Genomic DNA, 16,578 nt, shown 5'->3' on the forward strand with positions numbered 1-16,578 from the left:
CCGCCGGCGGGGCCGGCGTTCTGCGTTCGCTTTGCCTAGGGTTTTAGCGGGCTGACGTCCGCGCGAAAACCCAGACGAAGGTTCGGCATGGCAGGCAGGAGTGTCAGGCGGCGCAGCTCGCAGGAACCCGGGGGGCAGCAGGGGTGCGCGGATGTGCCCCCGCGGGGGTGAGGCGGCGGACCGAACCCGCCGACCGCGCGGGCAGCACGATGCTGGCGATCGTGCCCTTGCCGGGTGTGCTGTCGATGCGCAGCCGCCCGCCGTGCAATTCGGCGATGCGGGTGGCGAAGGGGATGCCTATGCCGGTGCCGCCGTGCCGCTTCGTCCAGCTTTCGTCGCCCTGGGTCAGGATCGAGCGGGCCGTCCGGATCTGGGCCGGGTCCATGCCGCGTCCATTGTCGCGGATGCAGACCGCGAGGCGGCCATCTTCCGTGACCGTGCAATAGACGCCGACCTTTCCCCCCGGCGGTGTGAAGGCAACGGCGTTGGCGAGGAGATGCCAGATGGCGCGCTGCAGCCGGCGGGAATCGGCTTCGAGTTCCGCCGGAAGGTTGGGTGCCGCCTTCACCGAGACATGGACGCACCCTGCCGCTGCCGCGCCGCGCACCTGTGCGGCAGCCGCGCGGACGATCTCGAGCGGGTCGGCGCTGTCGAGCATGAGGGCGTCCTCGCGCGCGTCACATTCGGTCAGGGTCAGGATGTCGTCGATCATGCCGAGGAGATAGCGCCCGCTCTCCTGGATGTGGTTTGCATAGTCCATGTAGTTGTCATGGCCGAGCGGTCCGAACGTCTGCCGGCGCATCACGTCGGACATGCCGATCACCGCGTTGAGCGGCGTGCGCAATTCGTGGCTCATGTTCGTGAGGAACTGCGCGCGGGCGAGGTTGGCGCGTTCTGCCGCCTCCTGCGCTTCGCGGGCGGCGGCGATCGCGGCCTCGCGCGATTGCACCTCGGTGCGGAAGCGCTCCATCATCTGCTGGTACCAGACCGTGAGTACGTCCGGTTCTGCATTGCAGCGCCGGGCGAGGAGGCGCAACTCCTCCGCCGACAGGGGATCTTCGGCGCGTTCGGCCGCGCTCTCGAAAATCGCGCCGGGGTTGACGTGCGTGCGCTGGCGGCGGGCCAGGGCAAAGCCGATGGCGCCGCCAAATGCCGCGGCTAGGACGAGGATCGACAGCGGGCCGAGCGGCAGCAACAGGGACGCGAAGGCACCGCCGAACGCAGCCCCGGCTACCAGTTTGGCGCACCGGGCCGCGTCGCGGTCTTCCCGCAGCATTTCCCACAGACGCAACATCAGGCCTCCACGCGACCCGCCCGGGATACTCTTCCATCTCCAGTTTCGGGTGAAACTGCAAACAAAGAATAAACCTGAAGGCGAGTCGCGTGGGTCGCCTGCTCCCGCGTCAGTAGTAGATCCGGTCCGGCATGTCTCCGAACGCGAGATCCGCGGTCCTGTTCGTCATGGCCAGGATCGGGTCCATCTGGCCCACCCCGTTGTGGCCGATGCCGGTCAGCGTGTGCCAGGCCTCGTGCACTGCGATCCGCGCCGCGGTGAAGGGGGCGGCCCCTTCTGCCGAAGCGTAGGTCCTGTCCTCGTCCGCGAAGTCGACGAACATCTTCGATCCGTCAACCAGCGCACGGCTGCCGCCGATGCCCGTTCCGGTCTCCACCTCGATCGTCCGGCCCTCTGCTGCCGCCTGATCGACATAGGCAGCGAATTCCGGATCCGCCAGATAGGCCTGCTCGAGCGAGTTCGCGATCTCGCCTGCGCGTTCGCCCTGAACGTTGAAGACGCCCAGCGCGTTCGCCTGCGTGGCGGTGGGGTCGTTCGACCCCATCATCCCGGCAGGTCCGCAGCCTCCGGGTCCGCAGGCATCCGCGCCCCCGAACCCGGCGCCCGCGAAGCCTGCGCCTGGCCCACCATGGCTATGTCCTGCACCGCCATGGGTATGCCCAGCACCCCCATGACCGCCTGCGCCGAATGCACTCATGTAACTCTGGAAATCGTTCGCGTCGGAAAACCCACCACCATGCGAGTGCCCGACCGCGTTCCCACCAGCACCGTAGCTGTTCACGTGAAAACCGACCATTGAGCTCTACCCTTACAAGACACAGGGAAAACTGTCCCTAAATTGGACATTAACCTAGGCTCTTGCGAGGTGGAAGCAAAAAAATCCCGCAGATGCGTCGTGCGCCGTTCCAAAAAAGGACGTTTCGCTTATTCGGCCGCCTCGGCCAGCGGTGCCGGATCGGGGGCCCGTGCCGTCAGCCGGGCGCGCAGCTTCGCCTCCTCCGTGCGCACGCGCTCCAGTGCGGCTTCCTTCACGTGCCCGAAGCCGCGGATCTGCTGTGGCAGGCGGGCCAGCGCGACGGCGGTCGCATGGGTACGGGCGTCGAGCGTGCCGAGGATGTCGGCGACGAGCTTCTCGTAATCCCGGATCAACTGGCGTTCCATCTTGCGCTCGGCCGTGCGGCCGAAGATGTCGAACGGCGTGCCCCGCAGCCGCTTCAGCTTCGCGAGCAGGCGGAAGACGCGCATCATCGCCGGGCCATACTCGCGCTTCACGAGCCGCCCGTTGCCGTCCCGCTTTGCCATGATCGGCGGGGCGAGGTGGAACTTCAGCGCATAGTCGCCCTCGAACATGTCGGCGATGCGGGCCTCGAAGCTGCCGTCGGTGTAGAGGCGCGCGACCTCGTACTCGTCCTTGTAGGCCATCAGCTTGAAGAGGCTGCGCGCGACCGCATCGGTCAGCGCCTCGCCGAGGCCGAGCGCCTTCTCCTTCTCCCGCACCTTGTCGACAAGCGCCTCGTAGCGGCGGGCATAGCGGCGCGACTGGTAGCCGGTCAGGAACTCCACCCGCCGGGCGATGACGTCGTCCAGCGTGCGGGCGATCGCCGTGCTGGCCGTGGCGGCCGGGGCGGGCGCTGCCAGCTTCTCGACCGCGGCGAGATCGTGCGCGGCGCGGCGGCCCCAGAGGAAGGCCTTGAGGTTCGCCTCGACCGCGACGCCGTTGAGGCGGATCGCCTCCTCGATGGAGGACCGCTTCAGCGCGATCAGCCCCTGCTGCCAGGCGAAGCCCAGCATGAACAGGTTGGTCGCGATGGAATCGCCCATCAGCCGCGTCGCGAGCGGGGTCGCGGGAACGAGATGCGTGTGACCCTCACCCAGCATGTCGCCCAGCTGCTTCTCGATCCGCGCGGTCGGAAGGTCGAAGTCGGCATTCTGGGTGAAGGCGCCGGTCATCGTCTTCTGGGTGTTCACGACGGCCTGCGTGTGCCCGGGCTTCAGCGTGGCCTGCACGCCGGAGGAACCCGCGACGACGATGTCGCAGCCGAGCAGCACGTCCGCGCCGCCCGCGGCGACGCGGATCGCCTGGATCTCGTCGGCGCTCGCCGCCAGCCGGATGTGCGAGACGACCGCGCCGCCCTTTTGCGCCAGGCCCGCCATGTCGAGCACGCCGCAGCCCTTGCCCTCAAGGTGCGCCGCCATGCCCATCAGCGCGCCGATGGTCACGACGCCGGTGCCGCCGATGCCGGTCACGACGATGGACTGGCGGCTGTCTGCGGGCAGGGCCGGTTCGGGCAGGGTGGGGAATGCGTCTGCGTCCGCGCCCGCAATGGCTCTGCCCTTTTTCAGCTTGCCGCCCTCGACCGTCACGAAGCTGGGGCAGAAGCCCTTGAGGCAGGAGAAGTCCTTGTTGCATGCGCTCTGGTCGATGGTCCGCTTGCGCCCGAACTCGGTTTCCAGCGGCGCGACGGCGACGCAGTTCGACTGCACGCCGCAATCGCCGCACCCCTCGCACACCAGGTCGTTGATGACCACGCGCTTGTCGGGGTCGGGGAAGGTGCCGCGCTTGCGCCGGCGCCGCTTCTCCGCCGCGCAGGTCTGGTCGTAGACGAGCACCGTCACACCGGGAATCTCGCGCAGCGACGTCTGCACGGCGTCGAGATCGTCGCGGCCGCTGATGTCGACCTCGGCCGGGAAGAAGCCCCTGGGATACTTTTGCGGCTCGTCGGAGACGACGCGCACGCGCTTCGCCCCCTCCGCCAGCACCTGGCGCACGATCATGTCGACCGTCAGCCCGCCGTCGTTCGGCTGGCCGCCGGTCATGGCGACCGCATCGTTGTAGAGGATCTTGTATGTGACGTTGACGCCCGCGGCGACCGCGGCGCGCAGCGCCATGATGCCGGAGTGGTTGTAGGTGCCGTCGCCCAGGTTCTGGAACACGTGGCCGGTCTTGGAGAACGGCGCCTCGCCGATCCAGTTCGCGCCCTCGCCACCCATCTGGGTGTAGCCGATCGTGTTCCGCTCCGGCATCAGCTGGACCATCCAGTGGCAGCCGATCCCGGCATAGGCGCGGCTGCCCTCCGGCACCTTGGTCGAGGAGTTGTGCGGGCAACCGGCGCAGAAATAGGGCGTGCGCGTCGCGATCTCCGCGATGCCCGTCCGCGCCGCCTCCGCCTTGCGGATCTCGTCGGCGCGGGCGCGGATCGCCGCGTCGTCGGCGTATTCGAGCACGCGGTCCGCGATGGCGAGGGCCACCATGTTCGGGTTGAGCGCGTCCTTGGCGGGCAGCAGGACGCGGCCTTCCTCGTCCTGCTTGCCGACGACCTGCGGCGCGCCGGCGCGGCCGTAGAGCGCGTCCTTCAACTGCCATTCGATGAGGGAGCGCTTCTCCTCCACGACGATCAGCTTGTCGAGGCCGAGCGCGAACTCCCGCACGCCCTCGGGCTCCAGCGGCCAGGGCATCGCCACCTTGTAGAGCGCGATGCCGAGGTTCGCGGCCTTCACCTCGTCGATACCGAGGTCGTCGAGCGCCTGGCGCACGTCGAGATAGGACTTGCCCGCCGTGACGATGCCGAGCCGCGGCGTCGCCCCGCCCCTGAAAACCGTCTTGTCGAGCCGGTTCGCCCGCGCGAACGCGCGCACGGCGGGCAGGCGGTAGTCGTGCAGCCGCGCCTCCTGCTCGATCGGCATCTCGAAGGCCTCGATATGCAGGCCGTTCGCAGGCTGGTCCACCTCCGGGTAGACGAGGTTCAGTCGTTCGGCATGCACCTCGATGCTCGCCGTCGCGTCGACCGTGTCCTTGACCAGCTTGAGCCCCGCCCAGGTGCCCGCAAAGCGCGACAAGGCCCAGCCGATAAGGCCGTAGTCCACGATCTCCTGCACGCCGCAGGGGTAGAGAATCGGGATCATCGCATCGACCAGCGCATAGTCGGACTGGTGCGCGGTCGTGGAGCTTTCGCAGGTGTGGTCGTCGCCCATCAGCACGAGGACGCCGCCGTTGGGCGCGGTGCCGGCGAGATTGCCGTGGCGAAGCACGTCGCCGGACCGGTCGACGCCCGGTCCCTTACCGTACCACATGGCGTAGACGCCGTCGTACTTGTTCTCGCCGCGCAGGTGCGCCTGCTGCGTGCCCCAGCAGGCAGTGGCGGCCAGGTCCTCGTTGATCGCGGCCTGGAAGACCACGTCGGCGTCCTTCAGCCAGGACTTCGCCTTCCACATCTGCTGGTCGACGGCGCCGAGGGGCGAGCCGCGGTAGCCCGTCACATATCCAGCGGTGTTCAGACCGGCCGCCTTGTCGCGCGCCTTCTGCATCAGCGCCAGGCGGACGATGGCCTGGGTTCCGGTGACGAAGATCCGGTCCTTCGTCACGTCGAACTTGTCGTCGAGAGAGACGGTCTCAGGCGCGCTCATGCTTCATGCTCCCTGTCCGCTGCGCCCGGTCGCCTGGGGGTGTCTGCTGTTCTTGTCCCCGGGTTGCCGCTGCTGGTCGCGTCGCGGGCCAACGAAACGTATCCTCACAGAACCTAGGGTCGGTCCAGCGGAAAAAAATGTCAATAGTGCTGACCTAATTTCGCAGATGGTTGGACCCGCACGGCAAAGGGGCGGAGGCCTTCGGGCGCTCCGCCCCCTGCTTTTCTCGTCGCCCGGCGAGGCGGCCTAGCCGAACAGCACGCTCGGCAGCCAGGTCGCGAGTTCCGGGAACGCCACCAGCAGGCCCAGCATGGTGAGCTGGATGACGATGAAGGGAATCACGCCCCGGTAGATGTCGCCCGTGCGCACGCCCGCCGGTGCCGCGCCGCGCAGGTAGAAGAGCGCGAAGCCGAACGGAGGCGTCAGGAACGACGTCTGCAGGTTGATCGCGAACATGACCCCAAGCCACACCGGATCGGAGAACGGGTAGACGTCCATCTTGAACAGGATCACCGACACGATCGGCACGACGATGAAGATGATCTCGATGAAGTCCAGGATGAAGCCCAGCAGGAACATCACCAGCATCACGACCAGCATCGCGCCCGCCGCGCCGCCCGGCATGTTCTCCAGCACGTGATGCACCGCGGCCTCGCCACCGAAGCCGCGGAACACCAGGCTGAAGATCGCCGCGCCGAACAGGATGACGAACACCATAGCGGTCGTTTCCATGGTGGAGTTGACGACCGTCCGCAGGATGCCCGTGCGCCACACCCGGCCGAGGCTGATCGCCAGGCCCCAGAGCAGCATCAGGCCGAGCGCCACGCAAAGGCCGATGCCGATCCAGTCGGTGAGTTCGTAGGCCGTCTTGGTGATGCGCACGTCCATGACCTGCGAGACGACCAGCATGCCGATGAGGCTGAGGCCGGCGAAATAGATCGGCCAGCCGTGCCGTTCGTCGAGACGCACGCCGGCAAGGAGGGTCGCGCCGATGGCGCCGACGCCCGCGGCCTCGGTCGGCGTCGCAATGCCCGCGAGGATCGAGCCCAGAACCGCAACGATCAGGATCACCGGCGGCACGAGGCTGTGTCCCAGGGAGCGCAGCAGGTCGGCCGTGCTCATCTCCTTTTCCAGCGGGGGCAGGGCAGGGCTGCTCGACGGCCGGATGATCGCCATGAACACCTGGTAGGTGATGTAGAGACCTACGAGAAGCAGACCCGGAATCAGCGCCGCCGCAAACAGGTCGCCGACCGAGACAGGCTGCGGCGAGAAATCGCCGATCGACATGCGTGCCTGCTGATAGACCGACGACAACTGGTCGCCCAGCAGGACCAGCACGATCGACGGCGGAATGATCTGGCCCAGCGTGCCCGCCGCGCAGATCGAACCCGTCGCGAGCTTCGGATCGTAGCCGTTCTTCAGCATCGTCGGCAGGGATAGCAGCGTCATGGTGACGACCGTCGCGCCCACGATGCCCGTAGACGCCGCCAGCAACGCGCCCACGATCGAGACCGAGATGCCGAGGCCGCCGCGCAGCGTGCCGAACATCCGGCCCATGGATTCCAGCATCTCTTCCGCGACGCGGGAGCGTTCCAGCATCACGCCCATGAACACGAACATCGGAACGGCCATCAGAAGCTCGTTCTGCAGCGTCCCGTTGAGGCGCTGTGCAACCGCCTGCAGGAAGGAGAAGCTGAAGATGCCCAGAAGCTCGCCGATCATTGCGAAGATGATCGAGACGCCGGCGAGCGTGAACGCCACCGGGAAGCCCAGCAGCAGACCCCCGATGAGGCAGAGGATCAGCGCGATGTTGAGAAAGTCGCCGGCGGTCATTGCACCGCTTCCTCCTTGCGTGCGGCCGGGCTCAGGTGCGTGTCGAGCTGGCCGGTCAGGACGAGTGCCGCACGTGCCGCCATCGACAGTCCCTGAAGCAGGATCAGAGCCGCGAATGCGACCGGAAGGCTTTTCAGCAGGAAGACCGCCTGGATGCCGCTCGTCTCCTTCGAACCCTCGAGGATCGACCAGGACTGGATCGCGATCGGCAGGGACACGTCGAGGATCAGCACGGCCATCGGGGCGAGGAAGAACAGCGCCCCGAACAGGTCGGTCATCGCCTTGCCGCGCATCGAGCGTGCTGCGTAGAAGATGTCGACGCGGACATGGCCGCCGCGCAGCAGCACCGCCGCTGCGCCGAGCATGAACCCTGCCGCGTGCAGGTAGACGATGCTCTCCTGCATGGCCACGTGGCCGTAGCCGAACACGTAGCGCAGGAGAACGACGAGAAACTGCAAGAGCACCATGGGTAGCGCGAGCCACGCCACCGTCGCGCCGATCGATTCATTCATCCGGTCGATCGTGCGCGCGAAACCTTCGAGAAAGCTCATGGAACCGGCTCCCTGCCAAGCTTGCCGCGCGGGTCCTCTCCGGACCTCTTCGTCTTGGATGTGCCGTTGCGGGCGGTTGCCCGTCCCGGCGAGGCCTGCGCTGCGGCATCATGCCGCGAACGCGCCCGTCCCGGTAGTCAGATGCCCGCGCCACGGGGTGACGCGGGCATCCACTTTCGGGAACGGTCCCGGACTTACATGTCCATCGCCTTGTCGCGCAGGTTCGCGTAAGGCTGGTCGGACAGCTGGGTCCAGCCACGCAGCGACTTGTACGCCGCCTGGTAGCTCTCGAACATCTTCTTGGTGATTGCGTCACCCTCGGCCGACTCAGCGACGACCTCCTGGGACGTCTTGAAGAATGCCGTGAAGAGCTCGTCGGAGAACTTCCGAAGCTGCACGCCGTGCTTGTTGATCAGCTCGTCGAGCGCGCGGCCGTTGTTGGCGTTGAACTCCGCCAGCGAGTAGTTGTTCTCGGCCATGCAGACGGCCTCCACAACGGCCTTGTCGCTGTCGGACAGGCTGTCCCACACGCCCTTGTTCATGCCCACGCCCAGGGTCGGCCCCGGCTCGTGGAAGCCCGGGTAGTAGTAGAACTTCACGACCTTGTAGAAGCCGAAGGCCAGGTCGTTCCACGGCCCCACCCACTCGGTCGCGTCGATGGCGCCCGACTGCAGCGACGGGAAGATCTCGCCGCCCGGCAGGTTGACGGCGGTCGCGCCCAGGCGCCGCATCACCTCGCCGCCGAAGCCCGGCATCCGGATCTTCAGACCCTTGAGGTCTTCGAGCGTGTTGATCTCCTTGGCGAACCAGCCGCCCATCTGCGAACCGGTGTTGCCGGCCGAGAAGTGCTTCATGTTGAACTGCTCGCCCAGCTCGTCGCGGACCTGGGAGCCGCCCATGTGGTGCATCCAGGCGTCCATCTCCGCCGGCAGCAGCCCGCTGGGGACCGTGCAGCAGAAGTTGTAAGCCTTGGACTTGCCCTGCCAGTAGTAGTCGGCGGCATGGTACATGTCGGCCGCGCCGGACTGCACCGCGTCGAAGCTCTCGAACGGCGGAACCAGTTCGCCGGCTGCGTAGAGCGTGACCTTGATGCGGCCGTCGGTGGCCTTGGTGATGTTGTCAGCGATGCGCTGGGCGCCGGTGCCAAGGCCAGGGAAGTTCTTCGGCCAGGTGGTGACCATCTTGAGTTCGCGCACGCCTTGCGCGATCGCGGGGGCGGCGAACGTCGTGGCTGCAGCAGCAGCCGTCGCGACGCCCGCGCCCTTGATGAATGAGCGACGATCCATGGTACTATGTTTCCTCCACTTTCCCTGTCGGAGCAGGCCGCCAATCGGCGATCAGGCCTCAAGTCTTGTTCGTGGTTGACAGCCTGCGCGGCTGCCAGCCTATCTCCGATCCGCCCCCCAAAAGCAAGGAGATTTCATGTAGAGCGGCCTCTGCTATAGGTCGCACGGGCCGTCTGACACTTGTCTTGCGGCCGGTCATTCGTACTTGTGAAGAGATTTCCGGATCGGGCGGAGCTTGGCTGCAGTGGCATTGGGACGGCTTGCCGACGACGCGCTGGATGTGCTGTCGCGGATCGAAACGGGCGGATTGTTCGAGCGGACGCTGCGCATCGGCGTGACCGGGCTGTCGCGGTCCGGCAAGACGGTTTTCGTGACCTCGCTCGTGCACAACCTGCTGCAGCGGGCGCGGCTGCAGCAGTTGCGTCTCGTGGCGGAAGGCCGGTTCGAGGTTGCGATCCTGCGTCCCCAGCCGGATCCGGAGGTGGCCCGCTTTGCGTTCGAGGCGCACCGCGACGCGCTGCTGGGCGCCGATCCGCACTGGCCGGAGGGCACGCGCCGGATCAGCCAGCTGCGGCTCTCGATCCGCTACCGCCCGACGGGGCTGCTGGCGCGCGCCGTCGGCGGCAGTTCGGTGCTGAACCTCGACATCGTCGATTATCCGGGCGAGTGGCTGCTCGACCTTCCGCTCCTGCGGCTCTCCTTTGCCGACTGGTCGGCGAAGGTGCTGGCGCAGGCGGAGCGTGGCGCGCGGGCCCAGCTTTCCGCGGACTGGCGCGCGGCGCTCGGCCGGACCGATCCCGACACACCTGCCGACGAGGAGACCGCGCAGCGGCTGGCCGGTCTCTTCACCGCCTATCTGCGGGCCGCGCGCGGGTCGCAGGCGAATCTCTCGGAGCTTTCGCCCGGGCGGTTCCTGCTGCCGGGAGAGATGGAGGGGAGCCCCGCGCTGACCTTCTGCCCGCTGCCCCCGGGCGAGGGGCCGGGCAGGCGCGGCAGCCTGCGCGCAGCCATGGAGGAACGCTACCGCGCCTATGTCCGCCACGTGGTCCAACCGTTCTACACCCGGCATTTCGCGCGGCTCGACCGGCAGATCGTGCTGATGGACCTGATGAGCGCGCTCAACGCGGGCGAGGAGGCATGGCGCGACCTGGAAACCGCGATGGACGACATCATGGAGAGCTTCCGGCCCGGTCCCGACAGCTGGCTGCGCCGCCTGATCGGCGGGCGCGTCACGCGCCTCCTGTTCGCCGCGACCAAGGCCGACCAGTTGCACCACTCCCAGCACGCAGCCCTCGAAGGCCTGATGGCGGGACTGGTGCGCCGGGCCTCCGACCGGGCCGCCTTTGCAGGCGCGGGCATCGGCACCATGGCGATCGCCGGAGTGCGCGCCACCACCGAAACGACGGTGCGCGAAGGGGGCGAGCCCTTGGCGTGCGTCGAGGGGACGCCTGCGGGCGCGGCGGAGCGGGCCGCCGTCTTTCCCGGTCACCTGCCGGACCGGATCGAGGATCTCTTCCCGCCCGGCATGGCGCAGGGCGAGCGTTATCATTTCGTGTCCTTCGCGCCCCCGCGCGTGAGGGAGCCCGAGCGCGGCCTGCCGCACATCCGCGTCGACCGCGCGCTCGACTGGCTGATCGGGGAGGCGGCGTCGTGAGCGGCGAGGAGACGCGCACCCATCGTCGTCCCGGCGTCTTTCCGGCGGGGCAGGGACAGGCAGAGCCCGGACCGGACGACTGGGGCGCGGAGGTGCCCGTGCCGCAGGCCGCGCCGGTCCGCCCACTGCCCGTCGCGGGGCGGGGCTGGCGTCCGCTCGGCTGGGCGTTCGGCGCGCTGGGACTGCTCGTCAGCTTCTGGATCGGCTACGAGATCGACGCGATGGTGCGCCGCTTCTTGGCGGACTATCCGCCGCTCGGCTATGCGGCGCTCGCGCTTGCCGCGGTGCTCGTCGCTGGCTTGCTGGGTTTCGCGCTGCGCGAGGTGTTGGCGCTGCGCCGCCTGCGCCGCATCGACCGGCTGCGCCGCCGGGCGGCGGGCGTGCTGGCCGCGGGCCGCGACGCCGTTGCCGCATGCGAAGTGGCGGGCGAGGTGCGGGCGCTCTACGCCGGCCGGCCCGACGCGGCCTGGTCGGCGCAGGGGCTCGACGACGCGCTCTCGGGCCTGATGGACGGGGACGCGATCCTGCACGAGGTCGAACGCCGCGTGCTGAGCCCGCTCGACACCGCAGCCCAGGCGGCGATCCGCCGGGCGGCGGCGCGCGTGACCGCCGTCACGGCCATCGCGCCCGCGGTCGGCATCGACACCGCGGTGGTGCTCGCCAACAATGTCCGGCTGGTGCGCGAGATTGCGGCGATCTACGGCGGGCGTCCGGGCTTCATGGCGTCGTCGCGCCTCGTGCGCGAGGTGGCCATCAGCCTCGTCTTCGCAGGCGGCATGTCGGTCGGCGACGACATCCTCTCGCAGATCGCCGGCCACGGCCTGACCGCGAAGATCTCCACCCGCCTCGGCGAGGGACTGGTCAATGGCGCGCTGACGGGCCGCGTCGGCCTCATTGCCATGGACATGTGCCGGCCGCTGCCCTTCACCGCCGTGAAGCGCCCGCGGCTGCGCGATCTCGTGGCCGGCTTGGCCGACCGCATCGGGCGCACCTCGCAGGAGGAGGGCGTGCAGACCTGACCCGCCAGCCTGCCTCTCGCGCGGGCCCGCGTTCTGCGATAAGGGGCGGGGAGCGCAGCGCGAAGGGGCAGGGACATGGGCGGCATGATCGGGAGCATCGCGCCGGTACTGATACCGACGTTCCTTCTGCCGCTCGCGGGGTATCTCTGGTCGCGCTCGCCCGTCCCCTTCGAGACAGCGTTCGTCACGCGCATCGTCGTCTACATCGGCTCACCCTGCCTGATCTTCGGCACGCTTGCGGCCGCCGACATCCCGCGCGAGGCGTTTCTCGACATGGCGGGGGCGAGCGTCCTGGCGCATTTCAGCTTCGCGGCCCTGGGCGCGGCGGTGATCTGGGCCTCGCGGATGCACGTGCGGACCTATCTCGCGCCCTTCACGCTGGCCAATGGCGGCAATCTCGGCCTGCCGGTGTGCCTCTTCGCCTTCGGGCAGGAGGGGCTGGCACTGGGCATCAGCTATTTCGTCATCCAGTCGGTGCTGATGTTCACCTTCGGGGTATGGCTCATGTCCGGGCAGGCATCGCTGAAGCCCCTGCTCAAGATGCCGATGCTCTATGCCGCCGCGGCGGGTATTGGGGTCACCGTCCTCGAGGTCGAGGTTCCGCGCTGGATCATGAACACGGCGACGCTGACCGGCGGCATGGTGATTCCGCTGATGCTGATCACGCTCGGCGTCTCGCTCGGCCGGCTCAACCCGAAGGGGCTGGGGCGCAGCCTGTGGCTGTCGCTGGTCAAGCTCGCCATCGGCATCGGCGCGGGGTTCCTGCTGGCCGACATCTTCGGCATGACGGGTGCGGCGCGCGGCGTGCTGATCCTGCAATGCGCGATGCCCGCCGCCGTCTACACCTACCTCTTTACCGAGCATTACGGCGGCCGGTCCGAGGAGGTGGCGGGCGTCGTCTTCGTCTCGACGCTGCTCGTCGTGCTCGCCTTGCCGCCGCTTGTGGGCTATGTGCTCACCACCGCATCCTGAGGACGAACGAGACGGCGCAAGGGAAGGGCAAGGGCATGAGCGCACCGGGCGAGAAGGGCTTTCCGGTTTCCTGGGACCAGCTGCACCGCGACGGCCGCGCGCTGGCGTGGCGGCTGGCGGAGCGTGCGCCGTTCGCCGGCCTCGTGACGATCACGCGCGGCGGGCTGGTGCCTGCGGCCATCGTCGCGCGGGAGCTTGGCATCCGCCTGATCGAGACCGTCTCCATCGTCTCCTACGACCACAAGGCGCAGGGCGAGATGCAGGTGCTGAAGCCCGTTTCGCCGGAACTGCTGGAGCGCACGAACGGCGGCGAGGGGCTGCTGATCGTCGACGACCTCGTCGACACGGGCAAGACCGCGCGCCTCGTCCGCGAGATGATCCCCAAGGCGCACTTCGCGACCGTCTACGCCAAGCCCGCGGGCCGTCCGCTGGTCGACACCTTCGTGACGGAGGTGAGCCAGGACACCTGGGTCTATTTCCCCTGGGACCTCGGGCTGCAGTTCGTCCAGCCGATCAACCGCAGCGCGCCGCTCTGACCGGCCGCTAGCCCGCGATCCGCGGCCGTCCGAAGGCGGTCACGCGGATCCGCGCCTCCACGAAGCTGACGAGCCCGCCGTCGAGGTGGGCGACGACGTCCTCGCGCTCGGTCCGCGTCTCCACGTCGCCCGAGCCTGCCTCCCGCGCCCGCCCTCTGGCGAGCGTTGCGGCCCGCGCTTCCGCCTCCGCCGCCGCGGTTTCGAGCGACGGGAAGTCCTCCGGCGTGCCGTCCACGTGGATGCGGAACAGGCCCTCCTCGGGCTGTGTCACCAGCGCGTCGACCGCGACCCGCACATGGCCCGCCACCGCGCCGATGGCGTTGGCGACGTCGGCATGCTCCGGGATCAGCGCCCGCGTGCCCACCAGGTCCGCAATCGCCGGGTACCAGGTTGCCGCGGATGCGCCCAGCGCGATCACGGGGCGGTCGAGCCGCACGCTCAGCGAAACCGTGCCCCGATGGCCGTCGAGCGCACGCGCGATGGCGGGGTCCGCGGCGCTCAGTCCCTCCGCCCCGTCGGCGGCGAGGCCTGCGTCGATCAGCGCATCCGCCGACGCCCGCGTCAGCGCGTCCGCGATGCGCGCGGCGACGGTTTCCGCATGCGGCGCGAAGGCGCGCCCGCGCGGATCCTTCGTCCGCGCCAGCAGGGCGAGGCCCGCCCGCGCGGCGTCTGCGTCCCAGCGTCCGTCCCGGCCCAGCACATGGGCGGCGTCGGTCGGCGTCGGTCCCGCCAGCAGCACGAGGCCCCGCGCCGCCAACCGGTCGATGGCGGTGAGCGCCGCGCGCCCCGGCGCGACCGCCTCCAGCGCCTGCGGCCCGTGGCCCAGCGCCTCCAGGATCGCGGCCTCCGTCCGGCTGAGACCGTCCGCCATCGCCCCGGCCCGACCGGCGGAAACGAGAAAGCGCCCGTCCGTCTCCGCGGGCCTTGCGCGCGCCGCCTGTGCCGCCAGCGTCTCGCCCACGCCCGGATGCGCGCCTGCGAGCAGAGAGAGCGGCACCGCGCGCCGCGGCCCCAGCGCCACCCGCAGGCCGAGGCCCCGTTGCACCAGCCGCACCTCGCTGTCGCCGCCGAGGCCGCGCGTCTGCATGGCGACCGCGCGCACCATGGTGCGGAAGCCGCCGACCTGCGCGCCGTCGGCGCTCAGCCGCGGCAGCCCGGCTTCGAGCGCCGCGATGTCCGTCGTCGTCCCCCCGATGTCGGAGACGAGCGCATCCTCGGCCCCGCACAGGAAGCGCGCGCCGACGAGGCTCGCCGCCGGCCCGGACAGCACCGTCTCGATGGGATGGGTCAGGGCCACGTGCGCGCTGACCAGCGAGCCGTCGCCCTTCACCACCATCAGCGGCGCGCGGATGCCGTGGCTGGCGAGCATCGCGCCCGTGTCCCGCACCAGCCGGGCGAGCAGGCCGATCAGCCGTGCGTTCAGCACCGCCGTCAGCGCCCGGCGCGGTCCGTCGAGCGCGCTGGTCAGTTCATGGCTGCAGGTGACGGGCAGCCCCTTGATGGCGGTCACGAGGTCGCGCACCCGCTCCTCGTGCGCCGGGTTGCGCACGGCGAAGGCCCCCGCCACCGCCACGCCCGTGACGCCTGGATCCAGCGCGGCGAGGAAGGCGCGCACCGCGTCCTCGCCCAGCGGCATGGCTTCCCGCCCGGTCGCCGTGTGCCCGCCATCGACGACCGCCACGGGATCGCCCTTGAGCGCGGCACGAAGCCCCGCGCGGTCGAGCGCGGCCTCCCCCAGCCCGACCAGGATCAGCGCCACGCGCCCGCCCTGTCCCTCCACCACGGCGTTGGTCGCGAGCGTCGTGGAGAGCGAGACGAGGCCGATGCGGCCAGGCACGGCCTCCGCCCGCCCCAGCACGTCCGCCACCGCCGCGCCGAGGCCCGCCGCATAGTCCGCGCGCGTGGTCAGCGCCTTCGCCTTGGCGACGACGCCACGGTCCTCGTCGAACAGCACGGCGTCGGTGAAGGTGCCACCGGTGTCGAGGCCGAGCAGCAGGCTCATCCCGCTGCCCTCCGCCCGCAGGTGGGGTAGGGCACGGCTTGGGCGGCGCGGGCAGCGGGCGTCGTCATGTCAGGCATGGTCCTCGGGTGTCCGGATGCCTGATGTGCGGACAGGCGCGCGCGGCGTCAATGGCTTCCTGTGGGCGAGGGAGTGCGTGCTATTCCCGCACGCCGTTGACGGACCAGTCGTAATGGTCGTCGGCGATCTCCGTTATGCCGTCGAGCGCGGCGGCCAGGTCCGCGTCGGCATGGGCCTTCAGGTGCGCGATGACGCCGGCGTCGGTGCCGCCGAAGTCCTCCATGTACCAGTCGTAGATCGAGGAGACGACGAGCCGCCCGTCCCTGACCGCCGCGCCGCGCGGGTGGTTGACATAGGCGCGTGCGGCTTCCGCCAGCATCTCCTCGACACGGGCCGCGGTCCACGCACGGCGCGCGAGGTTCGGGCAGCCGACGGAGGCGCAATTGACCGCATAGTGGATCCGCGCGTCCTTCCAGATCGGGCGCAGGATGCCGTGCTCGATATCGTTGAGGGACAGCGCGCGTCCCTCGACGGTGACGACCTTCTCGTCCCAGGGGCCGAGGTTGAACAGCCCGCCCTTCACCTTGCGGATGCTGTCCACCGGCCAGGCGTCGAGCACCAGGTCGACCGTCACCGCATTGTAGAGGTTGACCCAGTAGGCGAACTGCGCGTCGCGGGGCAGGGCGGTCACCGTCACCTGCTCCTGCCGGGTGATATGGTCCTTGAGCGCCTGGTGCACGGCAACGGGGACGGCGCCATAGTCGATCCGGTTCACGCCGTCTGCGCCGGGTTTCACATGGCGCATGACGAAGCTGTCCCAGCCCTCGTGATCGGGCGCGCGGTCGCTACCTTCCGCCGTCCAGTGCGCATCGACGAGCCGCGACGCCGGGGCGGCCTCCGGCGCGGGGGAGACGAGCAGGCTCGCCGCGAAAAACAGGACCGCAAGGCCGAGGATGCGCATGCGCGTGGCTCCCATCCGTGTCGGGGGCGTCATCGGGTGCGGGACCGA

12 protein-coding genes are annotated in these 16,578 nt (G+C 69.3%); 4 read left to right on the forward strand and 8 right to left on the reverse strand.

The window, feature by feature from the left end:
• Positions 1-103: 103 nt before the first annotated feature.
• The 6 genes from NJQ99_RS00050 to NJQ99_RS00075 all read right to left on the reverse strand — a co-directional run bounded on the left by NJQ99_RS00050 (position 104) and on the right by NJQ99_RS00075 (position 9,368).
• A complete protein-coding gene (locus NJQ99_RS00050; protein ID WP_269330764.1) occupies positions 104-1,294 on the reverse strand; it encodes a sensor histidine kinase in 1,191 nt (396 codons plus the stop codon).
• A gap of 109 nt (positions 1,295-1,403) precedes the next feature.
• On the reverse strand, positions 1,404-1,841 hold the full coding sequence (locus tag NJQ99_RS00055; protein ID WP_269330765.1) for a hypothetical protein: 438 nt from the start codon (positions 1,839-1,841) through the stop codon (positions 1,404-1,406).
• 377 nt (positions 1,842-2,218) lie between these two features.
• Positions 2,219-5,698 (reverse strand): indolepyruvate ferredoxin oxidoreductase family protein, encoded by a 3,480-nt coding sequence (locus NJQ99_RS00060; protein WP_269330766.1) that lies wholly within the window; start codon positions 5,696-5,698, stop codon positions 2,219-2,221.
• Between the two features lie 246 nt (positions 5,699-5,944).
• Positions 5,945-7,531 (reverse strand): TRAP transporter large permease, encoded by a 1,587-nt coding sequence (locus NJQ99_RS00065; protein WP_269330767.1) that lies wholly within the window; start codon positions 7,529-7,531, stop codon positions 5,945-5,947.
• Positions 7,528-8,082: a TRAP transporter small permease subunit gene (locus NJQ99_RS00070; RefSeq protein ID WP_269330768.1), complete on the reverse strand. Its 555-nt coding sequence runs from the start codon at positions 8,080-8,082 to the stop codon at positions 7,528-7,530. The genes NJQ99_RS00065 and NJQ99_RS00070 overlap by 4 nt, the downstream gene beginning before the upstream one ends.
• 194 nt (positions 8,083-8,276) lie before the next feature.
• Entirely contained in the window at positions 8,277-9,368 is a 1,092-nt protein-coding gene (locus tag NJQ99_RS00075; RefSeq protein WP_269330769.1) for a TRAP transporter substrate-binding protein, read from the reverse strand.
• Positions 9,369-9,612: 244 nt separating this feature from the next.
• On the opposite strand from NJQ99_RS00075, the gene NJQ99_RS00080 reads away from it, so the two are divergent.
• From NJQ99_RS00080 to gpt, 4 genes are all read left to right on the forward strand, one after another.
• Positions 9,613-11,022 carry a YcjX family GTP-binding protein gene (locus tag NJQ99_RS00080; protein ID WP_269332044.1) on the forward strand — a complete coding sequence of 470 codons (1,410 nt, stop codon included), beginning with the start codon at positions 9,613-9,615 and terminating at the stop codon, positions 11,020-11,022.
• On the forward strand, positions 11,019-12,041 hold the full coding sequence (locus NJQ99_RS00085) for a TIGR01620 family protein (RefSeq protein WP_269330770.1): 1,023 nt from the start codon (positions 11,019-11,021) through the stop codon (positions 12,039-12,041). The genes NJQ99_RS00080 and NJQ99_RS00085 overlap by 4 nt, the downstream gene beginning before the upstream one ends.
• 84 nt (positions 12,042-12,125) lie before the next feature.
• Positions 12,126-13,013 carry an AEC family transporter gene (locus tag NJQ99_RS00090; RefSeq protein ID WP_269330771.1) on the forward strand — a complete coding sequence of 296 codons (888 nt, stop codon included), beginning with the start codon at positions 12,126-12,128 and terminating at the stop codon, positions 13,011-13,013.
• A gap of 35 nt (positions 13,014-13,048) precedes the next feature.
• On the forward strand, positions 13,049-13,549 hold the full coding sequence (gene gpt, locus NJQ99_RS00095; protein WP_269330772.1) for a xanthine phosphoribosyltransferase: 501 nt from the start codon (positions 13,049-13,051) through the stop codon (positions 13,547-13,549).
• A 7-nt stretch (positions 13,550-13,556) separates the two neighbouring features.
• Here gpt and NJQ99_RS00100 read toward each other — a convergent pair whose 3' ends face one another.
• A complete protein-coding gene (locus tag NJQ99_RS00100) occupies positions 13,557-15,551 on the reverse strand; it encodes a hydantoinase/oxoprolinase family protein (RefSeq protein ID WP_269330773.1) in 1,995 nt (664 codons plus the stop codon).
• Positions 15,552-15,708: 157 nt separating this feature from the next.
• The gene (locus NJQ99_RS00105; RefSeq protein ID WP_269330774.1) at positions 15,709-16,530 is read right to left on the reverse strand and encodes a DUF547 domain-containing protein; all 822 of its coding nucleotides are present in this window, start codon (positions 16,528-16,530) and stop codon (positions 15,709-15,711) included.
• Between the last annotated feature and the right edge of the window lie 48 nt (positions 16,531-16,578).

The organism is Futiania mangrovi, assembly GCF_024158125.1.
GTDB classification, from domain to species: Bacteria; Pseudomonadota; Alphaproteobacteria; order Futianiales; family Futianiaceae; genus Futiania; species Futiania mangrovi.

Coding starts and splice junctions, on each gene's coding strand:
- NJQ99_RS00065 (WP_269330767.1), bottom strand. CDS start 7,531: ATGACCGCCGGCGACTTTCTCAACATCGCGCTGATCCTCTGCCTCATC.
- NJQ99_RS00105 (WP_269330774.1), bottom strand. CDS start 16,530: ATGCGCATCCTCGGCCTTGCGGTCCTGTTTTTCGCGGCGAGCCTGCTC.
- NJQ99_RS00060 (WP_269330766.1), bottom strand. CDS start 5,698: ATGAGCGCGCCTGAGACCGTCTCTCTCGACGACAAGTTCGACGTGACG.
- NJQ99_RS00075 (WP_269330769.1), bottom strand. CDS start 9,368: ATGGATCGTCGCTCATTCATCAAGGGCGCGGGCGTCGCGACGGCTGCT.
- NJQ99_RS00050 (WP_269330764.1), bottom strand. CDS start 1,294: ATGTTGCGTCTGTGGGAAATGCTGCGGGAAGACCGCGACGCGGCCCGG.
- gpt (WP_269330772.1), top strand. CDS start 13,049: ATGAGCGCACCGGGCGAGAAGGGCTTTCCGGTTTCCTGGGACCAGCTG.
- NJQ99_RS00100 (WP_269330773.1), bottom strand. CDS start 15,551: ATGAGCCTGCTGCTCGGCCTCGACACCGGTGGCACCTTCACCGACGCC.
- NJQ99_RS00090 (WP_269330771.1), top strand. CDS start 12,126: ATGATCGGGAGCATCGCGCCGGTACTGATACCGACGTTCCTTCTGCCG.
- NJQ99_RS00070 (WP_269330768.1), bottom strand. CDS start 8,082: ATGAGCTTTCTCGAAGGTTTCGCGCGCACGATCGACCGGATGAATGAA.
- NJQ99_RS00055 (WP_269330765.1), bottom strand. CDS start 1,841: ATGATGGGGTCGAACGACCCCACCGCCACGCAGGCGAACGCGCTGGGC.